At 48.3% G+C, this 24,462-nt stretch carries 25 protein-coding genes and 3 pseudogenes; 7 read left to right on the top strand and 21 right to left on the bottom strand.

All coding sequences use genetic code 11. The annotated features are described in order from the left end of the window. Position 1 precedes the first annotated feature (1 nt). Both mcbR and curA read right to left on the bottom strand, forming a co-directional pair. Positions 2-667 (bottom strand): colanic acid/biofilm transcriptional regulator McbR, encoded by a 666-nt coding sequence (gene mcbR / locus FQZ95_RS21760; protein ID WP_032184161.1) that lies wholly within the window; start codon positions 665-667, stop codon positions 2-4. 198 nt (positions 668-865) lie between these two features. Next, entirely contained in the window at positions 866-1,903 is a 1,038-nt protein-coding gene (gene curA / locus FQZ95_RS21755; protein WP_160530647.1) for an NADPH-dependent curcumin/dihydrocurcumin reductase, read from the bottom strand. Between the two features lie 180 nt (positions 1,904-2,083). Here curA and FQZ95_RS21750 point away from each other — a divergent pair, with 180 nt between their 5' ends. Next, positions 2,084-2,599, top strand: a complete 516-nt coding sequence (locus FQZ95_RS21750; RefSeq protein ID WP_000027557.1) for a GNAT family N-acetyltransferase — start codon at positions 2,084-2,086, stop codon at positions 2,597-2,599. Next, positions 2,599-3,048 (top strand): DMT family transporter, encoded by a 450-nt coding sequence (locus FQZ95_RS21745; RefSeq protein ID WP_160530645.1) that lies wholly within the window; start codon positions 2,599-2,601, stop codon positions 3,046-3,048. The genes FQZ95_RS21750 and FQZ95_RS21745 overlap by 1 nt, the downstream gene beginning before the upstream one ends. Here FQZ95_RS21745 and ydcY read toward each other — a convergent pair whose 3' ends face one another. Then, on the bottom strand, positions 3,049-3,282 hold the full coding sequence (ydcY, locus tag FQZ95_RS21740) for a DUF2526 family protein YdcY (protein WP_000018633.1): 234 nt from the start codon (positions 3,280-3,282) through the stop codon (positions 3,049-3,051). It abuts the gene before it with no gap. A gap of 85 nt (positions 3,283-3,367) precedes the next feature. Then, positions 3,368-3,541, bottom strand: coding sequence for an orphan toxin OrtT (gene ortT, locus FQZ95_RS21735; protein WP_000061178.1), 174 nt, complete (start codon positions 3,539-3,541; stop codon positions 3,368-3,370). A gap of 194 nt (positions 3,542-3,735) precedes the next feature. Here ortT and yncL point away from each other — a divergent pair, with 194 nt between their 5' ends. Continuing rightward, positions 3,736-3,831, top strand: coding sequence for a stress response membrane protein YncL (yncL, locus tag FQZ95_RS21730; protein WP_001303494.1), 96 nt, complete (start codon positions 3,736-3,738; stop codon positions 3,829-3,831). A gap of 96 nt (positions 3,832-3,927) precedes the next feature. On the opposite strand, the gene patD is transcribed toward yncL, so the two are convergent. The 9 genes and pseudogenes from patD to FQZ95_RS21685 all read right to left on the bottom strand — a co-directional run bounded on the left by patD (position 3,928) and on the right by FQZ95_RS21685 (position 14,030). Next, positions 3,928-5,352, bottom strand: coding sequence for an aminobutyraldehyde dehydrogenase (gene patD / locus FQZ95_RS21725; RefSeq protein ID WP_160530643.1), 1,425 nt, complete (start codon positions 5,350-5,352; stop codon positions 3,928-3,930). Positions 5,353-5,373: 21 nt separating this feature from the next. Beyond that, positions 5,374-6,168 (bottom strand): ABC transporter permease, encoded by a 795-nt coding sequence (locus FQZ95_RS21720; protein ID WP_160530642.1) that lies wholly within the window; start codon positions 6,166-6,168, stop codon positions 5,374-5,376. Next, positions 6,158-7,099, bottom strand: a complete 942-nt coding sequence (locus FQZ95_RS21715; protein WP_001251299.1) for an ABC transporter permease — start codon at positions 7,097-7,099, stop codon at positions 6,158-6,160. Before FQZ95_RS21715 ends, FQZ95_RS21720 begins: the two co-directional genes overlap by 11 nt. Further along, entirely contained in the window at positions 7,100-8,113 is a 1,014-nt protein-coding gene (locus tag FQZ95_RS21710) for an ABC transporter ATP-binding protein (RefSeq protein WP_000220426.1), read from the bottom strand. A 17-nt stretch (positions 8,114-8,130) separates the two neighbouring features. Continuing rightward, positions 8,131-9,276: a putative ABC transporter substrate-binding protein YdcS gene (gene ydcS / locus FQZ95_RS21705; RefSeq protein ID WP_104919752.1), complete on the bottom strand. Its 1,146-nt coding sequence runs from the start codon at positions 9,274-9,276 to the stop codon at positions 8,131-8,133. 244 nt (positions 9,277-9,520) lie between these two features. Then, positions 9,521-10,927, bottom strand: coding sequence for an aminotransferase-like domain-containing protein (locus FQZ95_RS21700; protein WP_160530640.1), 1,407 nt, complete (start codon positions 10,925-10,927; stop codon positions 9,521-9,523). A 78-nt stretch (positions 10,928-11,005) separates the two neighbouring features. After that, positions 11,006-11,125, bottom strand: a pseudogene (gene hicB / locus FQZ95_RS21695) (type II toxin-antitoxin system antitoxin HicB); the annotation flags it as partial. A gap of 215 nt (positions 11,126-11,340) precedes the next feature. Next, a pseudogene (locus FQZ95_RS21690) lies at positions 11,341-12,517 on the bottom strand (IS3 family transposase). Positions 12,518-13,478: 961 nt separating this feature from the next. After that, positions 13,479-14,030 carry a hypothetical protein gene (locus FQZ95_RS21685; RefSeq protein WP_032184151.1) on the bottom strand — a complete coding sequence of 184 codons (552 nt, stop codon included), beginning with the start codon at positions 14,028-14,030 and terminating at the stop codon, positions 13,479-13,481. Positions 14,031-14,391: 361 nt separating this feature from the next. On the opposite strand from FQZ95_RS21685, the gene FQZ95_RS21680 reads away from it, so the two are divergent. Then, positions 14,392-15,171, top strand: a complete 780-nt coding sequence (locus FQZ95_RS21680; RefSeq protein ID WP_032184150.1) for a lysozyme inhibitor LprI family protein — start codon at positions 14,392-14,394, stop codon at positions 15,169-15,171. A gap of 253 nt (positions 15,172-15,424) precedes the next feature. On the opposite strand, the pseudogene hicB (FQZ95_RS21675) reads toward FQZ95_RS21680, so the two are convergent. Then, a pseudogene (gene hicB / locus FQZ95_RS21675) lies at positions 15,425-15,553 on the bottom strand (type II toxin-antitoxin system antitoxin HicB); the annotation flags it as partial. A gap of 178 nt (positions 15,554-15,731) precedes the next feature. On the opposite strand from hicB (FQZ95_RS21675), the gene FQZ95_RS21670 reads away from it, so the two are divergent. Continuing rightward, positions 15,732-15,962 carry a DUF2554 family protein gene (locus FQZ95_RS21670; RefSeq protein ID WP_024225472.1) on the top strand — a complete coding sequence of 77 codons (231 nt, stop codon included), beginning with the start codon at positions 15,732-15,734 and terminating at the stop codon, positions 15,960-15,962. A gap of 91 nt (positions 15,963-16,053) precedes the next feature. On the opposite strand, the gene rlhA is transcribed toward FQZ95_RS21670, so the two are convergent. Next, positions 16,054-18,015, bottom strand: coding sequence for a 23S rRNA 5-hydroxycytidine C2501 synthase (rlhA, locus tag FQZ95_RS21665; RefSeq protein ID WP_160530638.1), 1,962 nt, complete (start codon positions 18,013-18,015; stop codon positions 16,054-16,056). A gap of 72 nt (positions 18,016-18,087) precedes the next feature. Then, positions 18,088-18,624: a DNA-binding transcriptional regulator SutR gene (gene sutR, locus FQZ95_RS21660; RefSeq protein WP_160530636.1), complete on the bottom strand. Its 537-nt coding sequence runs from the start codon at positions 18,622-18,624 to the stop codon at positions 18,088-18,090. A gap of 52 nt (positions 18,625-18,676) precedes the next feature. On the opposite strand from sutR, the gene ydcO reads away from it, so the two are divergent. After that, positions 18,677-19,888: a BenE family transporter YdcO gene (gene ydcO / locus FQZ95_RS21655; protein ID WP_160530634.1), complete on the top strand. Its 1,212-nt coding sequence runs from the start codon at positions 18,677-18,679 to the stop codon at positions 19,886-19,888. A 34-nt stretch (positions 19,889-19,922) separates the two neighbouring features. Here the strand turns inward: ydcO and FQZ95_RS21650 are convergent, their stop codons facing one another. The 3 genes from FQZ95_RS21650 to tehA all read right to left on the bottom strand — a co-directional run bounded on the left by FQZ95_RS21650 (position 19,923) and on the right by tehA (position 22,475). Then, entirely contained in the window at positions 19,923-20,591 is a 669-nt protein-coding gene (locus tag FQZ95_RS21650) for a DUF3313 domain-containing protein (protein ID WP_088542014.1), read from the bottom strand. A gap of 301 nt (positions 20,592-20,892) precedes the next feature. Next, positions 20,893-21,486 (bottom strand): tellurite resistance methyltransferase TehB, encoded by a 594-nt coding sequence (gene tehB / locus FQZ95_RS21645; protein ID WP_088542015.1) that lies wholly within the window; start codon positions 21,484-21,486, stop codon positions 20,893-20,895. Further along, positions 21,483-22,475 carry a dicarboxylate transporter/tellurite-resistance protein TehA gene (gene tehA / locus FQZ95_RS21640; RefSeq protein WP_001353207.1) on the bottom strand — a complete coding sequence of 331 codons (993 nt, stop codon included), beginning with the start codon at positions 22,473-22,475 and terminating at the stop codon, positions 21,483-21,485. The genes tehB and tehA overlap by 4 nt, the downstream gene beginning before the upstream one ends. A 123-nt stretch (positions 22,476-22,598) precedes the next feature. Here tehA and ydcK point away from each other — a divergent pair, with 123 nt between their 5' ends. Further along, positions 22,599-23,579: a YdcK family protein gene (ydcK, locus tag FQZ95_RS21635; protein ID WP_088542016.1), complete on the top strand. Its 981-nt coding sequence runs from the start codon at positions 22,599-22,601 to the stop codon at positions 23,577-23,579. Here the strand turns inward: ydcK and rimL are convergent. Continuing rightward, on the bottom strand, positions 23,571-24,110 hold the full coding sequence (rimL, locus tag FQZ95_RS21630) for a 50S ribosomal protein L7/L12-serine acetyltransferase (RefSeq protein ID WP_160524456.1): 540 nt from the start codon (positions 24,108-24,110) through the stop codon (positions 23,571-23,573). The two genes, ydcK and rimL, sit on opposite strands and share 9 nt — an antisense overlap. Before the next feature lie 62 nt (positions 24,111-24,172). After that, positions 24,173-24,397, bottom strand: a complete 225-nt coding sequence (locus tag FQZ95_RS21625; protein WP_001296778.1) for a YdcH family protein — start codon at positions 24,395-24,397, stop codon at positions 24,173-24,175. Positions 24,398-24,462 lie beyond the last annotated feature (65 nt).

The following is a 24,462-nucleotide window of genomic DNA, read 5'->3' as shown; positions in this document are numbered from 1 at the left end:
TTTAACGATTATATTGCTGGTATAACATAGCAACATTTTGTTGCATAATTTCAGCAAGACAATGTCTGCATCGCTCTTTGTCTTTTACTTTCAACGCGGCGAGTAGTTCATGATAGCTTTCTATACGATCCTGTAATTCCGCTGGATTAATCGCTTCATAGAGATAATGTAAACCAGGTCCCATCCTGACCCACAGTTGCTCAATCATCTCACACAGGATGGGCATATTTGAACGATGATAAATCGCTAAGCGAAATAACCTGTTCGCATTAATGATTTGTTCCATGTCGCCCTTTTCTTGCGCCTGCTGTAATTTATCGAGCAATTTCTGAAGTTCCGCTATATCTTGCGAGGAGAGGTTTTCTACAGCCAGAGCAACTGCCATTAATTCCAGTTCGTAGCGGATCCGATTGATTTCGTCTAATTGACCTTTCCCCACTTCCGGTACTGTAAATGCTTGCGCTGGTGCGACAGAGAGCGCATTCACCGAAACCAGACGTAATAATGCTTCACGCACGGGTGTAATACTCATACCTAATTGCTCCGCCAGATTTTTAGTAATCAGGCGTGCGCCAGGTTTTAGTGCGCCAATACTTAGTTGATGTTTCAGGTCGTTCTCAACCTGCATAGTCAAACTGACATGTTTCATTTTTTCCGTTCCAGGCATTTTACTTCCTTCGCGTGTTTTCTTTCCGACCCTGCCTGCATAGCAGAAGGCGTTCACCTGGTGTGTTAAAATGAATAATCATAAGCCACTCACCTTTGTAGTTATTAGCAGCAGAACAATGATGTGGTCAGTTAATTAAAGCTGAAAATAAGCTTTTTGCCTGGATTTTTATGGCGGCCTTACGCCGCCGTTGAAACTTTAATCATCATCCGCCACGCGGATCACCACTTTGCCAAAGTTTTTACCCTTCAGCAGGCCGATAAACGTCTGTGGGGCGTTCTCCAAACCGTTGGTAATTTGTTCACGATAGTGAATTTTCCCCTCTTTCACCCATTGTCCCATCTCCTGCTGAAACTCATGGATACGGTGACCATAATCCTGACCAATAATAAACCCTTGCAAGCGAATGCGTTTTTTCAGCACCGTTGCCATCAACAGGGGTAAACGATCCGGACCGGGTGGTAGCTCTGTAGCGTTATAGCTGCTCACTAAGCCGCAGACGGGAATGCGCGCGGATGTATTGAGTAACGGTAGCACCGCATCAAATACCTTACCGCCAACGTTTTCATAATAAATATCGATACCTTTTGGGCACGCTTTCGCCAGTTGCTCGGCAAAATCATCCGCGTGATGGTCAAGGCAGACATCGAAGCTCAACACCTCGGTAGCATGGCGGCATTTTTCCGCGCCACCAGCTACCCCCACCACTCTGCAACCTTTAAGTTTGCCGATTTGCCCCACCGTCGCCCCCACTGGTCCTGTCGCTGCAGCTACCACCAACGTTTCGCCTTCTTTGGGCTGACCGATATCCAGCAGGCCCATATAAGCGGTAAAGCCTGGCATCCCCAGCACACCCAGCGACCACGATGGATTTTGCGGATGATCGCCAAGTTTCACCAAATCATCACCACTGGATATGTCATAGTCCTGCCATCCACTGTAGCCCAGCACCCAGTCACCAGGCTGGTAATCAGGATGATTTGACTCCACGACACGGCTCACCGTACCGCCGACCATCACGCCGTCAATGTCAACCGGCGGTGAATAAGATGGCTCATCGCTCATACGTCCACGCATATACGGGTCCAGTGACAAATAAACTGTGCGCAGTAACACCTGTCCTTCACCCGGTGTGGCGACATCATCTTCTTCAAGACGAAAATTCTCCGGTACCGGCGCGCCATGCGGACGCGAGGCCAGAACCCAACGGCGGTTACGCTGCTTTTGTTGCCCCATAATGCTCTCCTGTGCTTTTGGCATGAATCCATCAATAGTAGCAGGCTCGCAGGATTGGTTTTGTTTGCAGTCGTCACATCCCCTCTGCAACACGCAATAATTTCATCGAGGAATCCGTTGCTTCGGGCTGTTTTCGATAGTATTGATAACGTCATTATCATTATTTTATCGAGGCCAGACATGTCCATCCGTTTTGCCCGCAAAGCCGACTGTGCTGCCATTGCGGAAATTTATAACCACGCCGTGTTGTATACGGCGGCTATCTGGAATGACCAAACGGTGGATGCAGATAACCGCATTGCCTGGTTTGAAGCGCGGACCATAGCAGGTTATCCGGTGCTGGTGAGTGAAGAAGATGGCGTAGTGACGGGATATGCCTCGTTTGGCGACTGGCGTAGTTTCGATGGTTTTCGCCATACCGTGGAGCATTCGGTTTATGTCCATCCTGATCATCAGGGCAAAGGTCTTGGGCGTAAATTGTTAAGCCGATTGATTGATGAAGCGCGGGATTGCGGGAAGCATGTTATGGTCGCCGGGATCGAATCGCAAAATCAGGCTTCGCTGCATCTCCACCAGTCGCTGGGATTTGTCATCACCGCACAAATGCCGCAGGTGGGCACTAAATTTGGGCGCTGGCTGGATCTGACATTTATGCAGTTGCAACTCGACGAACGCAGTGAACCGGACGCAATCTGATGAATCAGTCGCTTACCCTTGCCTTTTTGATTGCCGCAGGGATTGGTCTGGTCGTCCAGAACACGCTAATGGTGCGCATCACCCAGACCTCCTCTACCATTCTCATCGCCATGTTGCTGAACTCACTGGTAGGGATTGTGCTCTTTGTTGCTATTTTATGGTTTAAACAAGGCATGGCGGGGTTTGGCGAACTGGTGTCCAGCGTACGCTGGTGGACACTTATACCCGGCTTGCTGGGATCTTTTTTTGTCTTCGCCAGTATCAGCGGATATCAGAATTTGGGAGCGGCGACAACTATTGCAGTACTGGTCGCCAGCCAGCTAATTGGCGGTCTGGTGCTGGATATCTTCCGCAGTCATGGCGTACCACTACGGGCGTTGATCGGCCCAATTTGTGGCGCAATTTTACTTGTGGTTGGTGCCTGGCTGGTGGCCAGGCGCACATTTTAATCAGAGGATGGTGCCGCCTTTGGTTAACTGTTCGTGGCGCGCTTCCATATCTTCTTTATGCTTGCGACCGTGATGGGCGATCGCTGTGCGCAGACGCTGCTGCTGGGTGTAGCGATCTTCCCGACTTAACTCCGCGTCATCGCTCAGGGCGATTAATAATTCGTTCATATGGGCAATGACGCTCTCTTCAATCGCGGCATCCACGCGCGCGATGACTTCATCCAGATGCGACATACTTTCTCCTTAGCCACTTGTGAAATTTATCGATTCATCCAAATGATATAAGTCTGCGTGGTGCCGTCAAGCCAGTGCGTAAGATTTAAAACAGCGAAAACAACAGCGCCACCGGGAAACTCATCGGCCATGTTGCCCCCACCAGAAAGGCGCTTAAGAAACGGATGCGTTTCTTATCGTGAGAAAGAAACCAGGTGATAAGAAATGCGATTGCTGCCATAACCGCATAAAAAACAAGCATGTGTTGATAGAGAGACATGTACGGGCGTCCAGCCAGATGAATAAAACGCGCGCAAATATGCGTCATTTTTTGACGTGCATCAAGTTTTTTCACCAGTTTGAGAAAAAATCATCAAACAGCAACTTGCCCTTATCCATCTTCAGAATGAGTATTATTGCGGATTTTCTTAACCCGTACTATACACATAGGGGCAATGATAAAAGGTGGCAAAAATGAATGTTTCCAGTAGAACTGTAGTACTGATAAATGTCTTTGCTGCTGTTGGTTTGTTTACTCTTATCTCTATGAGATTTGGCTGGTTTATTTGATGTAGTGATTTTGCACGCAGCACGTACTGTCAGAGAAATCAGTGCTCTGACAGTACGCAAGATCATCTCATACTCTTACGATCTGCAATATTATCCTTAATGCTTAACCATGACGTGGCGGACGACGGTGTAATCCTCCAGCCCATAAAGTGACATATCCTTGCCGTAACCAGAAAGTTTCTGCCCACCGTGCGGCATTTCACTTACCAGCATGAAATGGGTATTGACCCAGGTACAACCATATTGCAGCCGTGCGCTGACACGATGCGCCCTGCCCACATCTTTAGTCCATACCGAAGATGCAAGTCCGTACTGGCTGTCATTCGCCCAGTTCACCACCTGTTCTTCATTGTCGAAGAGCGTAACACTCACTACCGGACCAAATACCTCTTTTTGCACGATGGCATCGTCCTGTAACGCGCCAGCCAGCAGCGTAGGCGCGTAGTAATAACCATTACCCTTGCGCTTTTCACCACCGGTGATCACTTTGATGTGCCCTGTCTCTTTCGCCTCTTCTACCGCCTTGCTGACACGTTCGAGATGTGCCAGCGAACTTAACGGTCCAAGCTCTGTGGACTCGTCATCCGGCGCACCAGATTTTAACGTTGCCACTGCAGCACCGAGTTTTTCCACCAGCGTATCGTAAATACCTTTTTGCGCGTAGATCCGACAAGCCGCAGTACAATCCTGTCCGGCATTGTAATAGCCAAAAGTACGAACACCTTCGACCACTGCTTCAATATCAGCATCATCAAAAACAATCACTGGCGCTTTGCCACCAAGTTCCATATGAGTACGCTTAATAGACGGCGCTGTATGGCTGATGATGTGCTCGCCGGTGGCGATAGAGCCCGTCAGCGACACCATCCGCACTTTGGGATGTCCGGTCAGCGGATCGCCCACTGTTTTGCCTCTGCCAAACAGTATGTTAATCACGCCTGCCGGGAAGATATCTTTCGCCAGCTCTGCCAGCTTCAACGCGGTCAGCGGGGTAATTTCTGATGGTTTGAGCACTACGCAGTTCCCTGCCGCCAGCGCCGGAGCCAGTTTCCACGCGGCCATCATCAGCGGATAATTCCACGGTGCGATAGAAGCCACGACCCCCAACGGATCGCGACGGATCATCGAAGTATGACCTTCAAGGTATTCGCCGGCCGCCAGACCATTGAGGCAGCGCGCCGCCCCGGCGAAAAAGCGAAAGACATCGACAATCGCCGGAATTTCATCATTGAACGCACTATGCAGCGGTTTGCCACAATTACGGGACTCCAGTTCGGCAAAAACCTGACCATTTTCTTCAATAACATCGGCCAGTTTCAGCAGGCATTCCGCACGCGCTTTCGGCGTGGTTTGCCCCCATTCGACAAATGCTGCATCTGCCGCGCGAACAGCAGCATCCACCTGCTCTGCGGATGCCTCGGCAATCTCCAGTAAAACGTCCCCCGTTGCCGGATTATAGACAGGCTGTTTTTCCCCTTCGCCGCTAACCAGTTCTCCGTTAATCAGTAACTTATGTTGCATAGCATATTCCTGTATCAGTGGTTATTGACCATTGTCGCCTTCGCGGGTTAGCCACCAGGCTCCCAGGATCGGCAAGGTTGTTACCAACATAACCAGCAGTGCCACCACGTTTGTTACCGGTACATCACGTGGTCGCCCAAGCTGATTGAGCAACCACAACGGTAACGTTCGTTCATGACCTGCCGTAAAGGTCGTCACGATGATTTCATCGAACGACAAGGCAAACGCCAGCATTCCTCCTGCCAGTAGCGCCGAACTGAGATTCGGCAACACTACGTAGCGGAAGGTTTGCCAGCCATTGGCCCCAAGATCCATTGACGCCTCAACCAGACTCCAGGAGGTACGGCGAAAACGGGCGATGACATTGTTAAACACCACCACTACGCAAAAAGTCGCATGACCGACCACGATGGTGAAAAATCCCGGCTCCAGATCGATGGTTTTAAAGGCGGTTAATAGCGCCAGACCAGTGACAATGCCCGGCAGCGCAATGGGCAGCAGCAATAACAATGAAATGGCGCTTTTACCGAAAAAGTCCCGACGCCACAGCGCAGCAGCGGCCAGTGTCCCTAATACCAGCGCAATTAATGTCGCCAGCGCCGCCACTTTAAGTGACAGTGTCACAGCATCAAGAATATCGCTACGCTGTGCTGCCACGCTAAACCAGCGCAGCGTCAGGCCTTGCGGTGGAAAACTAAACGCTGCATCTTCGGTATTAAAAGCATAGGCGGCGATAATCAGGATGGGAAAATGAAGGAAAACCACGCCGCCCCAGGCCGCCAGTTTAAGGAAAAACGGTGCGCGTTCAGAGTGCATCGAATGCTCCCAGACGTTTCACGAACGCCAGGTACAGTGCGATGAGAACAATCGGCACCAGAGTAAAAGCCGCCGCCATCGGCATATTGCCAATCGCCCCTTGCTGAGAGTAGACCATATTGCCAATAAAATACCCCGGAGGGCCAACCAGTTGTGGGACGATAAAATCGCCCAGCGTGAGCGAGAAGGTAAAGATAGAGCCAGCGGCAATACCCGGGATCGCCAGCGGCAGCACCACATAGCGAAAGGTTTGCCGTGGACGCGCGCCAAGATCAGCCGACGCCTGCAACAATGACGGCGGCAAACGCTCCAGCGCTGCCTGCACCGGCAGGATCATGAACGGCAGCCAGATATAGAGAAACACCAGAAAGCGCCCCAGCCCGGAAGTTGACAACGTGTTACCGCCCACCGCTGGTAATGTAAGGAACGCTGTCAGCAGTGGTTCCAGCCCCAGATGTTGTAAAAACCACTGCGCCACGCCATCTTTTGCCAGCAATAATGTCCAGGCATAAGCTTTAACAATGTAGCTTGCCCACATTGGCAGCATCACCGCAATATAGAAGAACGCTTTCATTTTCCCGCTGGTATAGCGCGCCATATACCACGCCATCGGAAAAGCCAGAATGGCGCTGGTGATAGTGACAGCCACAGCCATGGTTAGCGTGCGGAGGATGATGTCGTAATTCGCCGGATTAAACAGCGCACGGATATTCGCCAGCGTCAGTTCAGGCGTTACCGACATAGTGAAATCGTCAAAGGTATAAAAGCCCTGCCATAACAACGTCAGGAGTGAACCAAAATAGACAATGCCAAACCACATCAGCGGACCAAGCAGCAGCAAAAACAGCCCCAGTCCCGGTTTCCGCCAGAAGAAACCTGACACCTTACCCAACCCTGGGCGCGCAGGTGATTGCAATACGTTCATCGCCATTCACCTCTCCTCAACCAGCGGCACCATCACATCGCGCGACCAGGAAACCATCACCTGTTGTCCGGGCGTGAGCGTGGCAGGCAGTTCTTCGCCTGTCATATTGGCCTGACTCACCAGCAGTTTTTCACCGCCATTCAGTCTCAGTTCAAAACGGGTCGCCGCGCCCTGATACTGCACCGCCTGGATCGTGCCATTAACTTGCACTTCGCCGGGGGTGTTGAGGCGGATATGTTCCGGTCTCAGGGCAAAACTGCCTATCATGCCGCAAAGATTCTCGGCCATTAGCGGCTCAAAAACGTTGGATGTCCCGACGAATCCCGCAACAAACGGCGTGCGCGGACGCATATAGAGATCGCGCGGGGAATCGACCTGCTCAATGCGACCGTTATTGAATACCGCAACACGATCGGACATCGATAATGCCTCGCCCTGATCGTGGGTGACGAAAATAAAGGTGATGCCAAGAGACTGTTGTAGCTTTTTTAGCTCCAGTTGCATCTGCTCACGCAGCTTAAGATCCAGTGCGCCGAGCGGTTCATCCAGCAGCAATACGCGCGGTTCATTCACTAACGCTCTGGCAATGGCAACCCGCTGACGCTGACCACCAGAAAGTTGTGACGGTTTACGTTGCTGTACAAATCCGAGCGCCACTTTCTCCAGCGCCTCTTGCGCCATTACGTGTCGCTGTTTTTTATCCACCCCTTTGACCATCAGCCCATAGGCCACGTTGTCAAGAATCGACATATGCGGAAAAAGCGCGTAGTCCTGGAAAACGGTATTCACGTCCCGCTCCCACGGTGGCAGATTGCTGGCGGGTTTACCAAAGATAGATATAGTCCCGCCGGAAAGCTGTTCGAATCCAGCAATCAGGCGCAGGCAGGTGGTTTTGCCGGAGCCAGACGGCCCCAGCATTGAGAAAAACTCACCATCTTTTATCGCAATACTGACGCCATCTACCGCGCGCACATCACCATACAGTCGCGAGACGTTGTCAAACTCCACTGCGTACGTCATAAAACACCCCAGCGAAGTTAGCGACCGCCCATAATGGCAATGTAATCCTGCGTCCAGCGACTGTAGGGAACAAACTTGCCCCCTTCTGCTATAGGCGTTTTCCAGAAGGCGATTTTATCGAAATAGTTAAAACCGTTTGTTTCACAACCTTTTTCGCCTAATAACGGACTGGCTTTACACCCTTCCGGCACTACCGGTAACGAGCCAAACCAGGCCGCCACATCGCCCTGCACTTTTGGCGTTAATGACCAGTTCATCCATTTGTAGGCGCAAACCGGATGTTTCGCTTCGCTATGTAGCATGGTGGTGTCAGCCCAACCGGTAACGCCCTCCTTCGGGAAAACGGTAGCGACAGGCTGGCCTTCGGCTTTCAGGGCGTTGGCCTGATAGGGCCATGCACTGGAAGCAACCACACCCTCGTTTTTGAAATCGCTCATTTGCACGGTAGTGTCATGCCAGTAGCGATGGATCAAACTATGTTGATCGCGCAGCACTTTCAGCACCGCCTGGTACTGTTCTTCGGTGAGTTGATACGGATCGCTGATGCCCAACTGCGGCTGAGTGGCTTTAACGAACAACGCAGCATCCGCAATATAAATAGGGCCATCATAAGCCTGAACGCGGCCTTTATTGCTCTTACCGTCCGGCAGATTCTGCGCAACAAAAACCACTTGCCAGCTATCCGGCGGCGTCGGGAAGGTTTTCGTGTTGTACATCAGCAGGTTCGGCCCCCATTGGTAAGGAGTGCCGTAAACTTTGCCGCCAACGTTAAACCAGTCGCCTTTAACCACGCGCGGATCGAGCGCTTTCCAGTTGGGAATCAATGCGGTATTAATCGGCTGCACGCGTTTGCCCATAATCAGGCGCAGCGAGGCATCGCCGGATGCTGTAACCAGATCGTAACCCCCTTTGGTCATCAGACTGACCATTTCATCAGAAGTCGCGGCGGTTTTCACATTCACCGCGCAGCCTGTCTCTTTTTCGAATTGCGTTACCCAGTCGTATTGTTTATCAGTTTGTCCGCGTTCGATGTATCCCGGCCAGGCGATAATATCCAGTCGCCCTTCCGGTTTATCTAAATTGGTAGGCGGTTCGGCGGCGTGAGCGGTCATTATTGTCATGGTGAGCGCACACAGGCTGCTGCGGGCAAATGTCTTGCTCATAAGGTCTTACTCCTGTCGTAATTAATTGTTCAGCCGCCGTGCCGTAAAAATATCTCCTTGTTTAACCATAGACGGCGGCTTGCAGGCACACCTTCGCCCCTGAGAAAATTTAATCAGGTTGTGAGCTACCGCGCATTATGCCGTCTGTGAGGTTATCTTCTGGAGTATAGACAAGGGGTTAGGAAATATGACTGCTATTCGAAATTCATATTACCCAACCTAAGAGGAATTAAATTAAACGCTATTACAGCCGTTCTTGAATAAGTTTGCCTAATTGTTTAACCGCCTGTTCTTCACGCTCGCCCCACTGCCATGCAGTATTAAAACGAAAAAAACGTGACCAGTTTTCACCGGTAGAAAACATTTTACCCGGCGCAATACTGATATGATGCGTCAGTGCTGCCAGGCTTAATTCGCCCGCATCTAACGGCGCGGGGAGTTCCAGCCAGAGAAAATAACCGCTGTCATTATGATGAATTTTCACTTCCGCAGGCAGATAACGCAGCAGTGCCTGCCAGGCACGTTGTTTACGTTCCGCAAGCTGGCGACGCAGGCGACGAAGATGGGCGTCGTATCGGCGCGTGGAAAGGTAATCCACCAGCGCAAGCTGCATCGGTGAACTGGTCGAAAGCGTACTCATCAACTGCAAGCGTTGAATTTTGCGTGCATGTTTTCCAGCGGCGACCCAACCAATACGAAAACCAGGCACCAGACATTTCGAAAACGAAGAGCAATGCAAAACGCCATCATGGCGATCCCACGCTTTCGCAGGCAGCGGTTTTTCCCGTCCAAAATAAAGTTCGCTGTAAACGTCATCTTCAATCAGCGTTACGTTGTACTGATTGAGCAACGCTACCAGCCGCGCTTTTTTCTGCGGCGTTAAGGTAAAACCGAGCGGATTCTGGCTATTAGTCATCAGCCAGCACGCTTTCACCGGATACTCCTGCAACGCCAGTTCCAGCGCCTGAAGGTCGATCCCTTCGTTCACATCCGTCGCCACCGATAACGCCTTCAGCCGTAACCGCTCCAGCGCCTGCAACGCGCCGTAGAAACAAGGATTCTCTACTATCACCCAATCGCCTGGTTCCGTTACCGCTTGTAAACTGAGGTTTAATGCCTCTAACGCCCCGGCGGTAATGACAATTTCATCAGGAGAAATAGTGATGCCCTGTAAGGCATAGCGACGAGCAATAGCCTGACGCAGTTCTGCGTTTCCTGGCGGTAAGTTTTCAATCACGCTCATCGCCGTGGCGGTTTTGCTTACCTGCGCCAGCGAGCGGTTTAGTTGTTGGAGGGGGAAAAGTCGCGGGTCGGGAAAGGCCGAGGCAAACGGAACTACCGACGGATCGCGACTGGCCTGCAACATATCAAAAATATAGGTGTTGATATCGACTGCTTCATCTCGAGTGACTGGAATGACTGTCGCTTTCGGCATTTTTATTGCCTGTGGCGCAACGTAATAACCCGATTGCGGTCGCGCGATAATATATCCCTGACTTTCGAGCAACTGATAGGCATGGCTGACAGTCATAAAGCTCATGCCAGAAAGCGCCACCTGGTCACGCAACGAAGGCAAACGATCTCCGGGTTGCCAGATACCCGACGCAATCTGCTCGCGTAATTGTTCTGCAAGCTGCTGGTATTTTTTCATTATCGAATCGTTATTATGTGCAGGTGATTCGGCAGTCTATATCAGTTGTTAAAAATGACAACTTTTCATTAACTGTTATCAAACCATCACCAGCGATAACTCTTTGCCAAGCGCCTTAGCCGCAAGCTGGACGGCGTCGATTTTTGTCGCATGGTGCAAGTTAAATAAGCGCGTAATTTCCTGTTTAGGTTTGCCTAATATCATGTACCCACAATAACACGAGGGGGTACAACAATGAACATCGGTAAAGCAATCATCAACTACGCAGCGCGTCGCAACATGGACATTACCTGATTGACGATGAGACCGTGGCGTTCTGGGAAGCGGATAACGATTGTGAATGGATGTTCTCCTACATGATTGGTAATGATGGTTTCCTCCACTTTAAAGGCAATGTGTATCTGCTGTAGTGGTCAACAAAAATTGGCCACGGCTTTAGAGTTTTTCCAGAACAATCGTTCTGATTCATTCGGCGTCAAACCACCGTTATATTGATGAGGTCTGAGCTGGCTGTAATATCCCGTGATGTAGTTTGTTATCGCTGCGCTGGCTTCGCTAAAATTAGCGTATCCATTATCTGGTACCCACTCCGTTTTCAGGCTTCTAAAAAAACGTTCCATCGGGCTGTTATCCCAGCAATTTCCCCGGCGACTCAGGCTTTGTTTTATCTGATATCTCCACAGTAACTGTCTGAAATTTCTGCTGGTATAGTGGCTCCCTTGATCCGAGTGATACAGCAAATTAGCGGGCTTTCCTCGCGCTTCCCAGGCCATGGACAGCGCTTTCGTTGTCAGTGCAGAGTCCGGGAAAAATGACATCGCCCAGCCAACCGGTTTACGGGAAAACAGATCAAGCACAACGGCTAAATAAGCCCAACGTTTACCCGTCCAGATATAAGTCACATCGCCACACCAGACCTGATTAGGCTCTGTTACTGCAAACACTGGCGTTCAAGATAATTGGGGATCTCTACGTGTTCCGTAGACGCCTTCTTATATCGATGGCCAGGCTGCTGACAGCTGATGAGATTAAGTTCTTTCATCAGCTTTGTTGCTCGCCAGCGCCTCAGTTTTACGCCTTTAGTTGTGACCATCGCGGCAATATTACGTGCACCTGCGGAACCATTACTTTCGCGATAGCTTTCACGAACAAGACTGAGTAATGACACGCGCGCGACATCAGGCTTCTTTGGCTGCCGCCAGTATTTATAGCTGCTGCGATGAACCCCAAACACGTTGCATACAACGGCAACAGGAAACCGCGCCCTGAGTTTCTCAACTAATGAGAACTGTTCAGGGAGTCTGACATCAAGAGCGCGGTAGCCTTTTTTAATATATCCCTTTCCATTTCAACGCGTTGAAGTCTTTTCTTCAGCTCGCGTATTTCAATCTGCTCAGGCGTCATTGGTGAAGCTGTGGGGGATTTTCCCGCTCGTTCCTCTTTCAACTGGCGGACCCACTTATCCATCGTGGATTTACCGACATTCATTGCCGTAGCAGCGGCTGCAACCGTGTAATGCTGATCGAGTACAAGCTGGGCAGCTTCGAGGCGAAACTCTGGGCTAAAATTACGTCTGTTACGTCCGGTCATAATGTCACCTGTTTTTGACTATGAGGCGATGATATCACCTCTATTCAGGTGGCCAAATTCAGTGTGCCACTACAGTATGGCTAAGATGGAATCAGAGATTAAATCACTTAAAGCTGATAACGCCGCATTACGAAAGAGTTTAAAACTGATTGATGAGACTAATGCGGTTATGATGGATCATGTATTCCCTGAGTGGCGAAATGAAACTAAACCTACACAATATAAGAAACCTACACTTCGAGTGGTTGCATAAAAAAAGGGACTCCGAAGAGTCCCTAGTAAGTTTAGGTTAGGTTTGCACAACAAAGATGAGGTTATAATGAACATAATGCTACATTATTCTTTAAAGCCAGAAAAATAACCGCCCCGAAGGGCGGGAGGATTAATACTCAATCTATACTTGTTATGTTTTTATGTTGTATAGATCACTGACTATGAAAACACTGTACTGGAGTGTGTTTTATGGCTTTTAATCGGGAATCCTCAAAGAAGATCCCCTGTTAATAACCATAAGGAGAAAAGGCAGATTACACTATTATTTAGCATCCTTTTTACAGCAACTAAAAAGAATAAACAGGATTAAACATCCCCAGCCGTAAGGTGTACCAATTAGAAATTTGAAAAACACCACCATCGATATAAAAATCAATTTAATGCCAGCGACGATAGTCAAAAACAGCAGAGTAGCAAAGTAGACAAAAAGATCCATAGATAATCCTCTTTGAAAACGACCATCATCTATAGTTCAATTCATCGATTTAATTAATGATACTTGAAAGCGTTACACACAGCAGAAATGCCAATATGTGCCATGAATATACGATAGTTAATCCTACAGTAAGACAAATCAAAAATTCAACCATAGGTAAATCCTCAAATAAGAAAAAGGTTAGCGGGGGGTGATTCCCCCCGTAGACGTTGACCAGCTCAACATCTTTCATACATTTATTTATAACGCGTTTTAAGACACATCAAATTCATCGTCTTCTTCTGGTTCTTGTTCCGGTTCATCCATTAATGGTAATTCTTCTTCCTCGTCTTCTCCCAAATCAGCATTTTCGAACAAGTCCCCTACTTCATTTAAACGAAGCTCGATGATCTCCCTTAGCTTATTCTTCAATGTTTTCTGATCAGTGGCGGATTCTAAAATTTCTAGGGCATCGATTGTGGCGATCTGCAAGATAGTCTGCTTCACCTTCCCACAATATTCAGCTAGTTCCTGTTCTACATACCCGACCGGAATCAGGAGATTCATTGCTTCCTGGTTCTCTCGTTCGGCTGCATCTGCTAATGCTCTCTCACGGCGTAATTTCTCTACGTCGATTTGTTCCTTGATAGAAGTTTCTTTAAGCGGGTTAATGATGTTCTTCAAGACCCAATCACACCCAGGCTTCGCCGGGACACGTCTTGTATTTGTGTTATAAGGTAGACCCCTTTCTAACCATTTCTTAGCGGCGTTAATTGTATAGCCGTATAAGCGGGAAATTTCTGTAAGGGTTAATTCTTCTTTCATCCGGTTATCCTCCATTAAATTTGCGTAAAATTATTTATCTGATCTACGCATTCAGGAGAGCGCCTAAAACGCTTTCTAACGACATGAAAGATCTAGGCGTGGAAAGGAATTGGCGGGTGTTAATAGTCGCGTAGCGACCGCGCTGGTGGGCTGCACTGCACCTGTTTTGAAATCTCACACGCACATCAAATACCGGGGTGCCGAAAACTCCCTTTATTTCATCCGCGGAACAGTACCTTTTTAATTTGTCAAGCATTAATTTCTTAATTTAATTACTAAATCTCACCCCAATAATTGAAAAAATATCAAAAATCAATAAAGTAAGCATCTAAAAGTCAGTCCATACCAAAAGAGGTATAAAATGAAAAACATTATCGCTGCTATCGTGCTTTCTGCTACTGCTTTCGGTGCTGATGCTGCGTCCTTTGATTGCACTAAGGCTATAACCAAATCAGAGAAGTTTATTTGTGCTAATGAGTCAATCTCCGCACTGGATTCTAAACTTCATGAAGTATATGTTAAGGCTGTTAAGATTGATCCGTCTCTTAAACAAGAGCAACGCAACTGGAATAAAACTGTTCGTGATACAATGATCAATATCGGGCAGATTCAGCCACTGGAGGCTGTATACAACGCTCAAATCCAAAACTTGATGAATGTATTATCTAAAGAAGAAACCGCGTCAGAGAGCGTTACAGATGATTCTGCAAAGGTTGAAGAAGAACAACCGAAACAGGAAGAAGTAAAGAAACTGAATGTTACCGCGATTTACGCATGTACTGCAAAATTTACATGGAAAGTTATCGATGGTGAGGAAACAGAAGCTGTAAAAGATTACTTATACGGAAACAAAGATCATGATGATAAAGGCGGTAAACTTAAAATCAAACTGGTAGATGATGTTCCTGTGTATTTTGTTTACACCGACAAATATAACGTTTATAAATCACCACTCAAACCAGCTAAAGAAAATCCAAACGCAATGGAGGGTAAATCCAAACAGGATACTATTGGACGTGTTAACACTTATAACATCTGGGTAAGCAAAAAAGGTGACATGCGTCTTGAAGTTATTGAACCAAAATATGATTCTGAATATAAACACACTCAATTTGCATGTGACATGGTAGACGCAGAGTAAGAGGTGAAATGATGCAATTCAATAGCATGAAGATTACTCAAAAATGGTGGGATGCGATGAAAGCTAACCACCAGAACGATATTAATTAAGTAACATTTTAGATATACAGCACCCAGCTAACAGATCACCTTTTATGGATTTCATTATAACCCCTTTGATCTGGAAACTATGTTAATTAGTTGATTTCTAAGCCTTGTCCTTGTGATGGGGCTTTTTATTGCAAAATTTTTAGTTATTTTGGGTTGACTACATTCGGGTTGCCAATTCGCCTGGCTAACTCTTGCTGAGTGATTTCTGACTGTAAAAAAGCATTTAACAGCAATACCTTAGAGGCGACGCTCAAAGGCACTTCAATAAAGTGATCGTGACTATTTAATGGCGAAGTTTACCTCCGTGTGTAATGTGCTCGAAAATAGCACTAAATCGCCGCAACGGCAGAATGCAATGCAAAATCAGGAAGGAAGATTCCAGAATTTCTTTGCGCTAATTTGCAAAACTGAATAATAACCTCAAGAAACGATCGGCATCATAGCGGCAAAAGGTCAGAAAAAGGTGGCGGGATGTTTTCGAAGGCGTTATCGGTTGTCTTATTAACGTGTGCACTGTTCTCAGGACAACTCATGGCAGGGCACAAAGGACATGAATTTATGTGGGTAAAGAATGTGGATCATCAGCTGCGTCATGAAGCGGACAGCGATGAATTGCGTGCCGTGGCGGAAGAGTCGGCGGAAGGTTTGCGCGAGCATTTTTACTGGCAAAAATCGCGCAAACCAGAAGCAGGACAGCATTGAGTCGTATGATGCCGGATGCGGCGTGACGCCTTACCCGGCCAACAAGATCATGCAGACTCAATGAGCTGAGAATAACCTGAAAACCTGCGTTTTATCCTTTACGCTTCGGCAATGTTTTTAGCAGCTCATCCGGGCTTACGGAGGCGACAACACTCCCTGGTAACGGCATTTTAAGAATGTGATTTTTGATTTTGCCAATGACGTGCATCTCACATGGGCGACAATCGAACTTTAGCGTTAATACTTCATCGCCATTAACCAGTTGCATTGGCGTCGCCTTCCAGCTTTTGATGTTACCTTTTGCCTGTTTCGGACACAGATTGAAGGCAAAGCGCAGACAATGCTTGGTGATCATCACCGGGACTTCGCCCTTCTCTTCATGTGCCTCATACGCCGCATCAATCAGTTGCACACCATAGCGATGATAAAATTCACGCGCTTTCTGGTTGTATACGTTCGCGAGGAAACTCAGATGCGTTTGCGGATAAACCGGCGCAGGATCAGCAACCGGTTTACGGCTGCCGCGCTGGTAACTGGCAAGACGCGCAGCATCAAGCATATCGGCGGCTTCACGGCGGAACTGGTTTAACAGACTGTTTGGTACAAACAGCGCCCCCGGCAAATTAATTTGCACATCGCGGGCGTAATAGAGGGTTTGCCCCAGCTTAGCCAGACCATCTTTCAGGTTATTAAGCGCTTTTTCGGCGTTATTAGCTTCGTCGAATTGTCCATCCAGCGTATGCGTGACGCTGACGCCCTCTTCACTGGTCAGGGTCAGAATCAGTTGTTCCTGCCAGCCGCCCAGTTCAATGTCTACCGCTACGCGACGTTCGCTGGATGTTTTGGTCAACGCCTGCTGCCAGTTATGGTCCAGATTACGATTAAGCGGATGATGCGGACGAATTTTATGCAAATCCGCAGGCATCTCATTTGGCCAGACGCGGTACTGATTTTGCCCGGTTTTTTCGACTGTATTGGCGCGAAAGCCAACCACTTCACGTTTAATCATCACATTCAGACCATCGCCATTTGCTAACGGCTCGGTGACGGCAACATCGAGATGATCCTTCGCCACTTTTAATACTTCACCGACCGGCAGGCCGATAAACTTGGGGGAGTCGAACGCGCCGATATCCCCTTTACGGGCATTAACAAAGTAGTCGGTACTGCCACGATGGAAGGTTTTTTCCGTCGACGGTACGAAGAAATGCTCGGTACGACCGGATGAAGCACGCGCCAGATCGCCACGTTCATCAATAATGGCGTCCAGCATTTGGCGATAATGCGCGGTGATATTCTTCACGTAGCTCATATCTTTGTAACGCCCTTCAATCTTGAAGGAGCGTACGCCAGCATCAATCAGCGCGCCGAGGTTGGCAGTCTGATCGTTATCTTTCATCGACAGCAGATGTTTTTCATAGGAAACCACCCGCCCCTGATCGTCTTTCAATGTGTATGGCAAACGGCACGCCTGCGAGCAATCGCCACGGTTGGCGCTACGCCCTGTTTGCGCATGAGAAATGTAGCACTGACCAGAATAGGCCACGCACAATGCACCATGAATAAAGAATTCAATGGTCGCGTCCGTGGCCTGGTGAATCGCGCGGATCTGCTCAAGATTCAGCTCTCGCGCCAGCACAATCTGCGTAAAGCCAACATCAGAGAGGAACTTCGCTTTTTCTACTGTGCGAATATCGCACTGCGTACTGGCGTGCAGTTCAATCGGCGGAATATCAAGTTCCAGAATCCCCATATCCTGAACAATCAGCGCATCGACGCCGGTCTGGTAGAGGTCGGTAATCAGCCGTTGCGCAGGTTCCAGCTCATCATCATGCAAAATGGTGTTAAGCGTGACGAAAATTTTTGCACCATAACGATGGGCAAACGGCACCAGTTCGGCAATATCTTTCAGGCTATTACTGGCATTATGACGGGCACCAAAACCAGGGCCGCCGATATAAACAGCATCGGCACCGTGCAAAATAGCTTCGCGGGCAATGGCGGCATCGCGTGCCGGGCTTAACAGTTCAAGTCTATGAGAAGATACGGTCACATTCTTATCCAGTAGCTGAAAAATGGCGGCTATTTTAGCCACAAGCGCGACGTTGCGAAATAGTTTTCCCGCTTAACTGCGTGGGTAATGGATGAGGGAATGAAAATGTACGATTTGCTCCCCACCATTACGATAGACATGCGTAACGTCTGCAGCAAATCGAGCGCCTTCTCCACAATTAAGGCTCTGCCATTCACCATCAACGCACAGATCAAGTTGCCCATCAATGACGACAACATGTTCGATTACTCCCTTCTCATGGGGCGTCGATTCACTTATTGCACCAGGTGCCATCTGAATGGAGAAGTGTTCAAAGCAGAGTTGCGGATCATAAGGAAACAACGAGGTGATCACCATTGCCTGTTGTTGTGGGTCATAAACAGAGGGGGTAACGGACTGCGGCGGAGAAATAAATGTCGAAAACGGAACGTTCATTCCGGTGGCAATTTTCCATAATGTCGCGACCGTCGGGCTGGACTCATTACGCTCAATCTGCCCTAACATCGCTTTAGAAACCCCCGTCGCTTCTGCCAGTCGCGAAAGACTCCAGCCGCGCTGCTGACGTAGTTGTTTAAGTGTGGTGGATAAAAAGCGAGTGAGATTTTCCATGTGACTCCTCCGGCAAAGCGGAAGTTTATCACTTGTGCGTTATAACGGACAAATGCTACGGTACCTGTACGCTATAACGCACGAGGTGACCATGCGTCTGTTTTCTATTCCTCCACCCACGCTACTGGCGGGGTTTCTGGCGGTATTAATTGGCTACGCCAGTTCAGCGGCAATAATCTGGCAAGCAGCGATTGTCGCCGGAGCCACCACTGCACAAATCTCTGGCTGGATGACGGCGCTGGGATTGGCAATGGGCGTCAGTACGCTGGCTCTGACATTGTGGTACCGTGTGCCTGTTCTCACTGCATGGTCAACGCCGGGCGCAGCTTTGCTGGTTACCGGATTGCAGGGACTGACACTTAACCAAGCCATCGGTGTTTTTATTGTCACCAACGCGTTAATAGTCCTCTGTGGTATGACGGGATTATTCGCCCGTCTGATGCGTATTATTCCGCACTCGCTGGCAGCGGCGATGCTGGCCGGAATTTTGTTACGCTTTGGTTTACAGGCGTTTGCAAGTCTGGATGGTCAGTTTACGTTATGTGGCAGTATGTTGCTGGTATGGCTGGCAACCAGGGCCGTTGCGCCGCGCTATGCGGTAATTGCCGCGATGATTATTGGGATCGTGATCGTTATCGCGCAAGGTGACATTGTCACAAATGATGTTGTCTTTAAACCCGTTCTCCCCACTTATATTACCCCTGATTTTTCGTTTGCTCACAGTCTGAGCGTTGCACTCCCCCTTTTTCTGGTGACGATGGCATCGCAAAACGCACCGGGTATTGCGGCAATGAAAGCGGCCGGATATTCGGCTCCTGTTTCGCCATTGATTGTATTTACTGGATTGCTGGCGCTGGTATTTTCCCCTTTCGGGGTTTATTCCGTTGGTATTGCAGCAATCACCGCGGCTATTTGCCAAAGCCCGGAAGCGCATCCGGATAAAGATCAACGTTGGCTGGCAGCTGCCGTCGCAGGCGTTGTTTATTTGTTTGCAGGTCTGTTTGGTAGCGCCATAACTGGAATGATGGCCGCGCTGCCCGTGAGTTGGATCCAGATGCTGGCAGGTCTGGCGCTGTTGAGTACCATTGGCGGCAGTTTGTATCAGGCGCTGCATAATGAGCGTGAGCGCGACGCGGCGGTGGTCGCATTTCTGGTAACGGCAAGTGGACTAACGCTTGTCAGGATTGGTTCTGCGTTTTGGGGATTAATTGCCGGTGGCGTTTGTTACATGGTGTTAAATTTAATCGCTGACAGAAACCAATAATAAAAAGCGCCATCTTACGATGGCGCGACTGGAATTACTTTTTGTTAACGTCAAACATGGTGGCATCGGTCGCCATATCATCAATAACTTGTTTAATATTTTCGAAAGCCATTGGCGTACTTTCGTTATTCAGGTCTTTACCTTCGCCCTGACGAACGACTTTGATAACCGGTTTATTAGTATCTGCATCAATCAGCTCACCTTCAAAATACAGGCGAGTATCCATGGTACGGTGGCCCGTCGCCATTTGCGTCCCCGCGACCACTAATGCGACAGGAACCACTTCATAGAATTGCAGCCCTTCTTTGCTGGTATCAACACCAGTAATGGCCCCACGGAAAATCAGACTACGCGGCCCAGCGGTGGTAACCAGTGGTTTACGCTGCGCAATCGCTTCTTTCATTTCGGTGTTGGTATAACTCAAAATTTTATCCAGAACTTTCTGCCCTACCTGAGTAGAAGGTTTCGGCACCGGATAATAAGTGATTGGGTTCCAGACGATGCTGTCATATTTGCTTTGATCAAAACTCGGGTCTACCCAACGTAAAACAGGCTTACCCGTTGCAGAAGTTGTTTCTTTTAAATCAGAGTAATTGTTTAAAAAGCCAGAATATTTATCTGGCTGGGTGATTTTAGAGGCACAACCAGACAGAGCCAACAAGCCGCATAAAGCTGCAACTTTCGCAATTGATGTGGTACGCATGAATAGTTTCCTGAGATGATTATATTACTTTCTAAGTTATAGCAAAAAGCGCCGCTTCGTGTTGTGGCAAAAAAAGTGTTGGTGAAAATAAATTTTTCAGCCCCTTTTCAGACGACATAGTCAATGCCGAAAAAGGGGCTAAGTCAATCATCAGTAGTTAAATATCAGTGCGTTAAGCTGATGAAAAACTTCGACTACCGTGATTAATTTCACATCCTTTTGATTAAAAATATGCTTACCGAAAAGAACAACGGTTAACCATCTCAACGCGGGGCATTTTCACGCGCCTTGTTCTACCGGGTCATTTTTTACGTGCCAGCATCGTGGCGAAACGCAGTTTAATCCGATTACCGTTGGCGTCGGTGCGGTGCAGCTCGCCGACGTCTTCATTGTATTTCACCATCTCCCAGCCTTCGTAATATCGACGTAATTCTCCCTCTTTGAAGGCAAACGGGAAGCCGACGGTACATGGATAATCAGCGGTATCCATCGCCGCCACAATCAGGTTGTAACCACCAGGTTTAGTGCAACGTTGCATATTGGCAATCAGCCCTGGGATGGTTTTAGCCTCAAGGAACATCAGCACCACAGTCGAAAGAATAAAATCGTATTGCCCATCAAACGTGAGGTTATTCAGATCAACGACCCGGGTATGTAAATTATCCAGATTTTCAATGGATTTAATGCGCTCGACGTTGGCGATACTCATAGCATTTTTATCCCATGCGTCAACTTCATAACCATTGGCTGCCAGGTAAAGACTGTTACGACCATTGCCACAGCCCAGATCCAGCGTTTTACCGGGTTTAACCACTTTCACCGCTTCCAGTACTTCAGAGTGTGTGCGGGTTAATTCATATTTTTCAGTAAAATAGTTTTCGTCACGAATGATCATTCTTTGTCCTCAGCTTTCATTAAAACAGCGCGCTCTGTTTTGATTAACAATTTCCCCTGCATCAGAAGCGCGAAAGTACGGATAAGCAGTATTGCTATTATAAAATTGGTAAAGATAAACAGCGGCACCGCCAGGGTATGGAAAAATCCATTATTGCTGCCACTCCCCAGATGCAAACCGGTGGTTGCCAGTGCAGATACGCCGAACGAGAAACTCCAGAATGAAGCATTAAATGGCTGGGAGAGATACCATGGCATCAGACGTAGCATAAACAGCAGTTGCAGCAGCCCATAACCGAAAAGCATTTTCGCCAGCGTGTCACCCTCGCCGCCGTTGACGCTCAGCCAGGCACTACAGGCCACCAGCGCAGGAGCGAGCTGAATGCCGAGTGATGTCCGCAGCGCCGTGGGTAATTCTCCCGAACTGCGCAGACGCTGCAAGATCACCGGTTCCAGGCTTAACCATGAGAAAACGCCTGCGCCTAAAAACACCAGACCGGCGTCGGTGTAGCCCAATGCACCACAGGCCATTGCGCTGATAAAGTTGTTGGCAACTGTCGGCAGATACAGTCCAGGCGTGGTAGCTTCTTCAGGATGAGATCCGCGCCATAATCCCGCAGTTTGCCAGGCGGCATAAGCCAACTGAACCACGACACCAAAACTGAACAGGCATACCGCCAGTGGGCGAAACCACGGAACAAAACCAATCGCTACCAGCATCGTCGTTGCAGGAAACAAACTCACAAAACTGCTCATCACTGGATGGCGCACTTCCGCCAGCACGCTATGCGGAAAGCGTATGAGTCGGGTAATAAATGCGCTAGTCAATAATCCCCAGATGATCATCGCCAGAATTACCAGCCCATCCCCTAACCAGTGGCTGACCTGCCAAACCTGGCTGGCATAGCGCCAGGCAAATCCCATCCCTATCGTCCCCAACACAATACCAAAGTAGCCTGCCGGCAAATTGAGCACTTTATCGCTCTGCATCTTGTTACTCATTTTGTTTAATTTATAAAGTATATTTGAAATACATTTTATGGAATTTTCTCGAGCATAGCCAGAGCCGCAGAATTTGCTACGGTTATAGTAAGTCACCTGTGGGAAAACGCTATGCGCAAATATCGTCTAAGTGAAGAACAGCGAGCCTTTAGTTATCAGGATGATGGCACTAAAAAAAGTGTGTTATTACGGCAAATTATCGCCATGAGCGATTTTAACGATGTGATAACAGGAACCGCTGGCGGCTGGATCGATCGCGAAACAGTGTTAGCACAGGAAGGAAATTGCTGGATTTACGATCAGAATGCTATTGCGTTCGGCGGAACGGTGATTTCCGGTAATACGCGTATCACCGGCACCAGCGTCCTTTGGGGAGAGGTTTACGCAACGGATAACGTCTGGATCGATAATAGTGAAGTCAGTCAGGGTGCATATATAAGTGACAGTGTCACCATTCGTGACTCATTAGTTTGCGGTCAATGTAGAATATTTGGTCACGCCTTAATTGATCAACATTCTATGATCGTCGCCGCGCAAGGCTTAACCTCCGACCATCAACTCCTGCTACAAATTTATGATCGCGCAAGGGTTAGCGCCTCGCGTATTGTCCACCAGGCACAAATTTATGGCGATGCCGTCGTCCGGTATGCTTTTATTGAACATCGCGCCGAAATTTTTGATTTTGCCAGTATTGAAGGTAATGAAGAGAACAACGTCTGGCTATGCGATTGCGCTAAAGTCTACGGTCACGCGCAGGTGAAAGCTGGCATAGAAGAAGATGCCATTCCGACGATTCATTACAGTTCGCAGGTAGCGGAATATGCCATTGTGGAAGGTAATTGTGTGTTAAAACATCATGTCTTGATTGGCGGAAAGGCAGTGGTACGTGGCGGACCGATTCTGCTCGACGAGCACGTTGTAATACAAGGTGAGAGCCGTATTACAGGTGCGGTGATAATTGAAAACCATGTGGAGTTGACCGACCACGCCGTCGTTGAAGCCTTTGATGGCGACACGGTTCATGTCCGTGGTCCAAAAGTCATTAACGGCGAAGAGCGCATTACGCGAACGCCGCTGGCAGGGTTATTGTGAATCGATAATACGCGCGTATAAGTTCACATCATCATAGGCATCATTCAGAAACTCAGCCTGTTTCAGGCAACCTTCAAGGATAAAACCATTGCGCAAAGCGACCTGGTTGCTTTGCGCATTATCCACCCGACATTTGATCACGAAGCGTCTAAGTTCACCAGACTGAGCGTAATGATGAATCAATGCCTGCAGCGCCTGAGAAATGATCCCCTGCCCCTGATGAGATTCGTCCAGCCAGTAGCCGATTTCAGCGGTTTTATTCAGTGGTTCAATACGATTAAACGAGATAACGCCGATAAGTTGATCTTCTTTGAAAATCATGAACATTTTGGCATAGCCGCGTTGATGCAACATTACATTGCCCTGCACCGTTTTTCGCGTGTCCTCTTCACTTTGAACAAACTGCGGCCAGTTTAGCGACTGCTGTAACCAGGTTCTATTTTTACAGATTAACTGATAAAGAGGTGTGACATGACTTTCTGCAACAGCATGTAATTCAAGTGATTCACTTACTTTTATCGTTTCAGCCATCTTATCTCCAGTCAATCCATGCAGTTGTTAAAAAAGCCGCCTGGCTGGCGGCTTAGGAAAGTTTACACCTCTTTGACGCTCTCCTGCTGCAGGATTTTGAGCATCTCATCTTTTAACTGTAGCTTTTGTTTTTTCATGCGGACCACTTCCGCATTGTATCCTCGACCGTCGGAACCTTCCTTTCTGGCAATTTCATGATCAAGTTTATTGTGTTTATCGAACAAGGACATAAAGCGAGGATTTTCGTTTTTCAGACGGGATATTAAATCTCGGTATTCTGGAAACATACGCACTCCCTGTTAGTGGCTGACAAGGTGTATCTGAAATACACACTATCAGATTACTCATTTAA

It is taken from the genome of Escherichia sp. HH41S (assembly GCF_009820115.1).
GTDB lineage: Bacteria > Pseudomonadota > Gammaproteobacteria > Enterobacterales > Enterobacteriaceae > Escherichia > Escherichia coli_F.
Note: the sequence above shows the minus strand (reverse complement) of the source record. Positions and strands in the feature narration are given on the sequence as shown.

Bases quoted from the DNA above. Each gene is read 5' to 3' on its own strand.
- mcbR (WP_032184161.1), bottom strand. From the start codon at position 667: ATGCCTGGAACGGAAAAAATGAAACATGTCAGTTTGACTATGCAGGTT.
- curA (WP_160530647.1), bottom strand. From the start codon at position 1,903: ATGGGGCAACAAAAGCAGCGTAACCGCCGTTGGGTTCTGGCCTCGCGT.
- FQZ95_RS21750 (WP_000027557.1), top strand. From the start codon at position 2,084: ATGTCCATCCGTTTTGCCCGCAAAGCCGACTGTGCTGCCATTGCGGAA.
- FQZ95_RS21745 (WP_160530645.1), top strand. From the start codon at position 2,599: ATGAATCAGTCGCTTACCCTTGCCTTTTTGATTGCCGCAGGGATTGGT.
- ydcY (WP_000018633.1), bottom strand. From the start codon at position 3,282: ATGTCGCATCTGGATGAAGTCATCGCGCGCGTGGATGCCGCGATTGAA.
- ortT (WP_000061178.1), bottom strand. From the start codon at position 3,541: ATGTCTCTCTATCAACACATGCTTGTTTTTTATGCGGTTATGGCAGCA.
- yncL (WP_001303494.1), top strand. From the start codon at position 3,736: ATGAATGTTTCCAGTAGAACTGTAGTACTGATAAATGTCTTTGCTGCT.
- patD (WP_160530643.1), bottom strand. From the start codon at position 5,352: ATGCAACATAAGTTACTGATTAACGGAGAACTGGTTAGCGGCGAAGGG.
- FQZ95_RS21720 (WP_160530642.1), bottom strand. From the start codon at position 6,168: ATGCACTCTGAACGCGCACCGTTTTTCCTTAAACTGGCGGCCTGGGGC.
- FQZ95_RS21715 (WP_001251299.1), bottom strand. From the start codon at position 7,099: ATGGCGATGAACGTATTGCAATCACCTGCGCGCCCAGGGTTGGGTAAG.
- FQZ95_RS21710 (WP_000220426.1), bottom strand. From the start codon at position 8,113: ATGACGTACGCAGTGGAGTTTGACAACGTCTCGCGACTGTATGGTGAT.
- ydcS (WP_104919752.1), bottom strand. From the start codon at position 9,276: ATGAGCAAGACATTTGCCCGCAGCAGCCTGTGTGCGCTCACCATGACA.
- FQZ95_RS21700 (WP_160530640.1), bottom strand. From the start codon at position 10,927: ATGAAAAAATACCAGCAGCTTGCAGAACAATTACGCGAGCAGATTGCG.
- FQZ95_RS21685 (WP_032184151.1), bottom strand. From the start codon at position 14,030: ATGAAAGAAGAATTAACCCTTACAGAAATTTCCCGCTTATACGGCTAT.
- FQZ95_RS21680 (WP_032184150.1), top strand. From the start codon at position 14,392: ATGAAAAACATTATCGCTGCTATCGTGCTTTCTGCTACTGCTTTCGGT.
- FQZ95_RS21670 (WP_024225472.1), top strand. From the start codon at position 15,732: ATGTTTTCGAAGGCGTTATCGGTTGTCTTATTAACGTGTGCACTGTTC.
- sutR (WP_160530636.1), bottom strand. From the start codon at position 18,624: ATGGAAAATCTCACTCGCTTTTTATCCACCACACTTAAACAACTACGT.
- ydcO (WP_160530634.1), top strand. From the start codon at position 18,677: ATGCTACGGTACCTGTACGCTATAACGCACGAGGTGACCATGCGTCTG.
- FQZ95_RS21650 (WP_088542014.1), bottom strand. From the start codon at position 20,591: ATGCGTACCACATCAATTGCGAAAGTTGCAGCTTTATGCGGCTTGTTG.
- tehB (WP_088542015.1), bottom strand. From the start codon at position 21,486: ATGATCATTCGTGACGAAAACTATTTTACTGAAAAATATGAATTAACC.
- tehA (WP_001353207.1), bottom strand. From the start codon at position 22,475: ATGCAGAGCGATAAAGTGCTCAATTTGCCGGCAGGCTACTTTGGTATT.
- ydcK (WP_088542016.1), top strand. From the start codon at position 22,599: ATGCGCAAATATCGTCTAAGTGAAGAACAGCGAGCCTTTAGTTATCAG.
- rimL (WP_160524456.1), bottom strand. From the start codon at position 24,110: ATGGCTGAAACGATAAAAGTAAGTGAATCACTTGAATTACATGCTGTT.
- FQZ95_RS21625 (WP_001296778.1), bottom strand. From the start codon at position 24,397: ATGTTTCCAGAATACCGAGATTTAATATCCCGTCTGAAAAACGAAAAT.